Annotated in this window: 5 protein-coding genes; 1 reads left to right on the forward strand and 4 read right to left on the reverse strand. The window is 69.9% G+C overall.

Annotation, left to right across the window (positions count from 1 at the left end; genetic code table 11):
* Together ACIRDX_RS19170 and glk are read right to left on the reverse strand one after the other, a co-directional pair.
* On the reverse strand, window positions 1–1,327 hold a 1,327-nt coding region (locus tag ACIRDX_RS19170), incomplete at its 3' end, for a carboxypeptidase regulatory-like domain-containing protein (RefSeq protein ID WP_396627046.1).
* 170 nt (window positions 1,328–1,497) lie between these two features.
* Window positions 1,498–2,469: a glucokinase gene (gene glk / locus ACIRDX_RS19175; protein WP_396627047.1), complete on the reverse strand. Its 972-nt coding sequence runs from the start codon at window positions 2,467–2,469 to the stop codon at window positions 1,498–1,500.
* 143 nt (window positions 2,470–2,612) lie between these two features.
* On the opposite strand from glk, the gene ACIRDX_RS19180 reads away from it, so the two are divergent.
* A complete protein-coding gene (locus tag ACIRDX_RS19180; protein WP_396627048.1) occupies window positions 2,613–3,419 on the forward strand; it encodes a tetratricopeptide repeat protein in 807 nt (268 codons plus the stop codon).
* A gap of 40 nt (window positions 3,420–3,459) precedes the next feature.
* Here ACIRDX_RS19180 and infA read toward each other — a convergent pair whose 3' ends face one another.
* Both infA and ACIRDX_RS19190 read right to left on the reverse strand, forming a co-directional pair.
* Window positions 3,460–3,678: a translation initiation factor IF-1 gene (infA, locus tag ACIRDX_RS19185; protein WP_110173799.1), complete on the reverse strand. Its 219-nt coding sequence runs from the start codon at window positions 3,676–3,678 to the stop codon at window positions 3,460–3,462.
* A gap of 75 nt (window positions 3,679–3,753) precedes the next feature.
* A complete protein-coding gene (locus ACIRDX_RS19190; protein WP_396627049.1) occupies window positions 3,754–6,429 on the reverse strand; it encodes an AMP-binding protein in 2,676 nt (891 codons plus the stop codon).
* Window positions 6,430–6,507 lie beyond the last annotated feature (78 nt).

Raw genomic sequence — 6,507 nt, forward strand, 5'->3', positions numbered from 1 at the left:
CCCGGAACTCGTTGCGCGCGTAGTTCTGCCGGTTCAGCAGCAGCGGTGCGCCGCCATAGCGGAAGCCCGTCGCCGGATCGACGAAGTAGCCCATGTTCCGCAGGTTGTTGATGTCGAAGTTCGGCCGATAGCCGAGGTCGGTGCGCGCGACCGACTCGTTCTGCTCGTCGAGGCGCAGGTACTTGGCCTCGACGTAGTTGCGCTGCCCGAAGAAGAAGTTCCACGCCGCCGTCGCCACGCGGTTGGTGCCCTCGTTGTCGGTGGCGACCTCTGGCGAGTCGTTGACGCCGACGCCCGCGAACTCGGCCTTGTTGGGCCGCACGCGGTAGCCGACGTTGAAGAACTGCGACTGCACGGGCGCGAACGTCAGCTTGCCGAACACCTCGGTCGTGGTCGTCTCGCTGTCGGGCACGGGGCCGAGGTTGTTGACGCGTCCCGACGTCGTGGACTTCAGCAACTGGCCCGACGTGTAGAAGAACAGCTTGTTCTGCAGGATCGGCCCGCCGAGTGCATACGCCGGAATCCAGCGGTCCGTCGTGTTGCGGATGTTGGTCGCCTCGTTCTTCGCGTTCCAGTTGGCCGGGATGGCCTCGAACCGCACGCCGCCCTTGAGCTGGTTGGTGCCCGACCGCGTCACCGCGTTGGTCACGAAGCCCGACGACCGGCCGAACTCGGCCGAGATCGCGCCGCGCTTGACGTTGAACTCGGCGATGTCGAACTCGTTGACCTCGGTGCTGAGGTAGCCGAAGCCCGGGTTGGTGATGTTGACGCCGTCGATCAGGTACGTGTTGTCCTGCCGGCTCGCGCCGCCGCTCACCAGGCCCGTCGTGCCGGCGTTGTTCTCGGCCACGCCGGGAATCAGCTGGAACAGCCCCGCGTACGTGCGCTGCAGCGGCAGCTCCTTGATGAGCGCCGCGTCGTAGTTGAAGTTGACTTCGGTCGTCCTGAGGTCGACCACCGGCGCGGCCGCGCTCACCTCCACTGTCTCGTCGAGCTTCAGGCCGAGCACGATGTCCACCTGGGTGTCGACGTCGACCTGCACGGTCACCGCCCGCTTGGCCGTCCCCGCGCCGGTCTTGGTGACCTCGAGCGTGTACGCGCCCGGCAGCAGCAGCGGGAAGCGGTACGCCCCGGCGCTGTCGGTGGTCGCGACACGCTCGCCGGGCAATGGCGTCCCGGTGAGCCGGATGGTCGCGCCTTCCACCAATTGGCCGCCCTGGTCGAACACGACGCCAGAGATCGAGCCGGTGTCGGCAGCCCACGCAGACGCGGGTACCAGGCACGAGAGCACGGCCAGCAGGGTCGCCAGCCAGCGCTTGATCACCATGATGAACACTCCGGGGTTGAAGGACGGACACGCACGCCACGCCTCCCGGCGCTCGTGCAACGTCCGTGTGAATACCCGCTGATGCTACCGACGGGAAGGAGGGATGGCAATGCGGATCGCGCGGAATCGGGGACGAACGGGCTCACGCCCGTGCTCGTGGCGGCGCTGCGCTAGGCCAGTGACGCCGCGTATACCGCCGCCCCGAGCAGACCCGTCTGCCGGTTGAGGACGATGGCGACGGGCATGCGTTCGAGCAGCCCCGTCATGGGCGCCTTGCTGCGGAAGGCCTCGAGGAAGTGGGGCGTCTCGAAGGCCGTCAGGATCTTCGAGGGGATGCCACCGCCGAGGTAGACGCCGCCCGTCGCGACGCACTGCAGCCCGAGGTTGCCGGCGGCGGCGCCGTAGATCGCCGCAAACAGGTGCACGGCCTCGACGCAGTGCGGGTCGGATCCATCAAGGCCCCGGGCCGTGATGAGCGCCGGCAGCTCGTCCTGATCCCCCACGTTCAGCAGCGGCGAGGTGTCGTCGCTGACGAATCGCAGGAGGTTGATGAAGCCCTTGCCCGACAGCACGTGTTCGTAGCTGGCCCGGCCGTACCGTGCCGTGAGGAACTGCAGCAGGGCGATCTCGCGGGGCGTGCGCGCGCCCAGATCGGCGTGCCCGCCCTCGGACGGCGACGGCACCAGCCGGCCGTGTTGGCGCACCAGGATGGCCTGGCCGAGCCCGGTGCCGGCGGCCATGAGGCACGCGTTGCCGTCGGCATTGAACTCGCCGGTCTGCAGCACGCGCAACTCGTCGGGCCGGAGCGCCGGCACGCCGTACGCCATGGCCTCGACGTCATTGAGGATCCACACGCGCGGGATGCCGGTCGTGGCCATCAACTCGCGGCCGTCGATGGCCCATGGCACGTTGGTCAGCCGCGCCACCTGCTTGATGTTGGGGCCCGCGACTCCGACGCAGGCGACGCTGACCTCCTGCGGCCGCACGCCCGTCGCGGCCAGGAAGGTGCCGATCATCGACGACAGGCTCGGATGATCGAGCGTCGCGTACTCGCGCACGTCGAGCAGTTCAGGTCGGCCACCCGCCGGCCGGAACAGGCCCAGCTGTGTCTTCGTTCCCCCGAGGTCCCCGGCCAGCAGCATGGGGCAGAGCATACACAAGGGCGCGTCAGAGTACCGGGTACCGGGTACCGGGTTCGGGGCACGGCGCCACATCAGCCGCTGTGACGATGCGATCTGTTTACCCGGTACCCGGTACCCGGTACCCGGTCTGTTATGTTGCTGAGATGTCCGATGCGCGGGTGCCGGTGCGCGTGGTGCGCACGAGGTTTCCGTCGTTGCGCGACGACCACCTGCGGTCGCTGGCGCAGTGGGGATTGGTGCGCCCGACGCGCGACGACGGCGGGGCCTCGTACTCGTTCGTCGACCTGGCGACGCTGCGGGAGGTTCACGAGGCGCTGGCGCAGGGGCTGCCGCTCAAGGCCATCGTGCGGCAGTTGCTCGCGGCCCGGCAGGGCCAGCTGACGCTGTTCGACGGCGCGCCGGTCCGGGAGGAGGGCCGTGCGCGCGTCGTCACGCTGGCACCACGGACCCCGCCGGCCGGGCAGCCGCCGGCCGATGCCTCGCCGGTCGACGTCTCGCGGGCCGAGGAGGCCTTCGAGCGCGCCACCACGCTCGAGGCCAGCCCGGGGCATCCGCGAGGCGTGGTGATGCAGGCCTACCGCGACGCCCTCGCGTTCGACCCCGCCCTGGTTCCGGCCCTGATCAACCTGGGCAACCTGCACTACGGATCGGGCCACCTGCCCGAGGCCGCCGCCTTGTACCTGCAGGCCCTGCAGCAGGCGCCCGACTCGTTCGAGGCCTGGTTCAACCTCGGGCACACCCATCACGACGAGGGACGCTTCGCCGAGGCCGTGCGCTGTTACGCGCGCGCCCTCGAGCTCGGCCCGGAATCGGCCGAGGCGTGCTTCTACCTCGCGGTGGCCTACGAGAAGCTGGGACGGTCGCAGGACGCGCGGCCGCTCTGGCAGCGCTATCAACGACTCGCGCCCGAAGGCGAGTGGATCGCGCTGGCCCGGGAATTCGGGGAGTGATCGAGGGCAGGCTGCAGGCGGCAGCCTGCAGGCTACCTGTCTAGCGCACGCGGAAGGTGATGATCCCGCGGACGGGGTCGTACGGCGACACACCCACGGTGACACGGTCGCCCGGCACCACCTTGATGCGGAAGCGACGCATGCGGCCGCTCAACTGCGCGAGCACTTCCTGGCCGGAATCACACTGCACGCGATACAGCCCGCCGCTGTGCACCGCGGTGACGGTGCCCTGGACGTCAATCAGATCGTCTTTACTCAATCAGTCGGTCTCCAACGGACCATTGTCACACACGGGGGCGCCATCGTGGCAATTTGAAATTGGACACTTCGAAATTCAGGCGCGTCGGCCCAGCGCCCGCACCGCCGCCTCCACCTTGGCGGCCTGCGTCACGTAGTCGTCGCCCTCGAGGTAGACCGGGGGGCCGAACGTCACCGTGACCCGCCCCGGCGTCGGGAAGCGCGCCTTCTGGTGCAGGACGCGCTCGGCGCCCTCGATACGGACCGGCACGACCGGCACGCCCAGCCGCGCGCCGATCATCCCGATGCCGGCCCGGAACGGGTTGATCTCGCCGGCCGTCGTCCGCTTGCCCTCCGGGAAGATCAGCAGCGACTGCCCCTCCTCGAACAGCTGCCCGATGTAGCGCAGCGTGTGCCGCGTGCCGGCCTCGCGCTGCGGAATCGGGAAGGCGTTGAAGAACAGCGAGGCGAGGTAGTAGTTGGCGCCGTTGGTGACGCGCCGGCCCAGCGGCTGGCCCTCGGGGTGGAAATGTGCCGTGAAGAACTCCTTGGCCATCGCCACCGCCGTGCGGTACCGCCACCGGCGCGGCAGCGCCATGAGCACGATCGGGGTGTCGAGGTGGCTCTGGTGCGTGGCCGCGAACACGACCGGGCCTCGCAGCCCCTCGAGATGCTCGAGGCCGTCGACCTTCAGCCAGGCGAACAGGCGTCCCAGCGGCAGGATCCACGTCGGCAGGCTCAGGCGTCGCAGCCAGTACGCCCAGGGCGCCCGATTCCAGCGCGGGAAGTCGAACGGGGCCTCGGCGGCCGTGGGGAGGGCCCGCTCTCCGGGGGCGTCCGACGATGTCCCGCCGCCAGCGACGGCCGCATCGTCGCCCCGCGCCTCCGACCGCTCCCCGGTCCCCGCTCCCCGATCCCCGACGAGCGTGCGCAGATCGCCCACCGTCCGTGCGGCCGCGAACGCACCCTCGTCGACGATCGTCTGGAACTGCTGCTCGAGGGCCATGAGCAGCTCCACCCGCTCGAGCGAGCTCAGCGCCAGCGCCTCGACCATCGTCGCGTCGTCGACGTCGTCGCGGCCCTTCGCGAACCGGGCGATCACGTGCTGCAGGGGATCCTCGCCGGTTGCCGGACGCGTGGCGGGCTGCTCGCCCGATTCCACCCAGGCGCGCAGCGCGGTCCGCTTCAACTTGCGCGTGCCTTCCGTGCGCGGCAGGTCGCTGCCGGTCCAGATCGAGGCGCTGCGAATCTTCTGGTGATCGCCGAGGCGACCATTGGCGCCCTGCACCACGCGCGACAGGGCCTCGGCCTCGTCGAGCACGAGCACGGCGTGCACCCGCTCCTCGCCCTCCCAGCGGCGCCCCACGACCGCCGCATCGCGGACGCCGGGCTCGGCCATCAGCGCGCGCTCCACGTCCTCGGGGAAGACGTTGAGGCCCTCGGGCGTGACGATCATCTCCTTCTTGCGACCCTGGATGTACAGCCGCCCCTGATCGTCGAGGCCCCCGATGTCGCCGGTGTGCAGCCAGCCGTCATCGAGCGTGCGCGTGGTATCGGTGGTGCCGCCGAAGTAGCCCTGCGACACGTTGTCGCCGCGCACCAGGATCTCGCCGTCGTCGGCGATCCGTACCTCGACACCATGGATCGGCTTGCCCACGCTGCCGCGTCGCGCATTGAGCGGATGGTTCAGCGTGACGATGGGCGCCGTCTCGGTGAGGCCGTATCCCTGCACCACGAGGAAGCCGAGGCCGCCCCAGAATGCTTCCAGCTCGGGGTCGAGGGGCGCCGCGCCGACGACCGCACTCCAGAACTTCAGGCCGAAGGCGCGATGCACGCCACGGAAGCGCCACCAGCGCCGGTACCACTTTTCCTTTGGCAGCGGCTCGATACCCGAGTCGGGCGGCGGCTGCACGGCCAGCGTCTCCGGGAAGCGGTGGCGCACGTACTCGCGCAGTACGTCGAGGATCTTGGGCACCGACACCAGCACGGAGATCCGCCGCGTCCGGATCTGCCTGACGATGTCGGCCGGGGCGAGGCTCCGCATGAACACCACGGTGCCCCCCAGCATCGGCGGCACGAAGGTCGCCATCGCCTGCCCGAACATGTGGCTGAGGGGCAGCAGGTTGAGGAACCGGATAGGCGAGAACGGCCGGATGTACCGCTGGTACTTGGCCATCTCGCGCTCGATGGGCACGATGTTGGCCAGCACGTTCCGGTGCGTGATGATCACGCCCTTGGGTTCGGCGGTGGCGCCCGACGTGAAGATGATCTCCGCCGTGTCGTCGGCGGTGATCGCCACGGGCGGCGGCTCCGGCGCCGACACGGCCTCGCGCAGCAGCGACGCGAGCGGCCAGCGAGGCACGTCGAGGGTCGCCGTGCCGGCCTCGACATCGTCGCCGCTCACGAGCAGGCGCGCCTTGACGATGCCCCCGATGCGGTCGACGAGCGCCGGTGCGGATCGGTAGTCGATCGGCACCACGACGATGCCCCGCAGCAGGCACGCCCAGAACGCCACGATCCACTCCGGCCGGTTCTCGCCCCAGAGCAGGACGGCGTCGCCCTTGACGAGCCCCGCCGCGTGCAGGCGCGCGGCCATGCGGCGGGCCGCCTCGCCGACCTCGTCGTAGCCGTACGACCACGTGCGATAGCCGTCGTCGTGGACGAGGAACGGGTCGGTGCGACGCGTGGCGTCGTGGAAGAAGTCGAGGAGGGTGCCCCGCGCAGGGACGGGATCACGCCGTGGCGAGGATGTCTCGCCGGGGCCGGGGGCCATGCGCCGCATATGATAGTGGACGCCCATGCCAGTGCCGCCGGCCTTTGCTGCGAGCGCGCTCTACGACAGCCTGCTGCA

This window comes from Luteitalea sp., assembly GCF_044337415.1.
In the GTDB taxonomy this organism is placed as follows: Bacteria; Acidobacteriota; Vicinamibacteria; order Vicinamibacterales; family Vicinamibacteraceae; genus Luteitalea.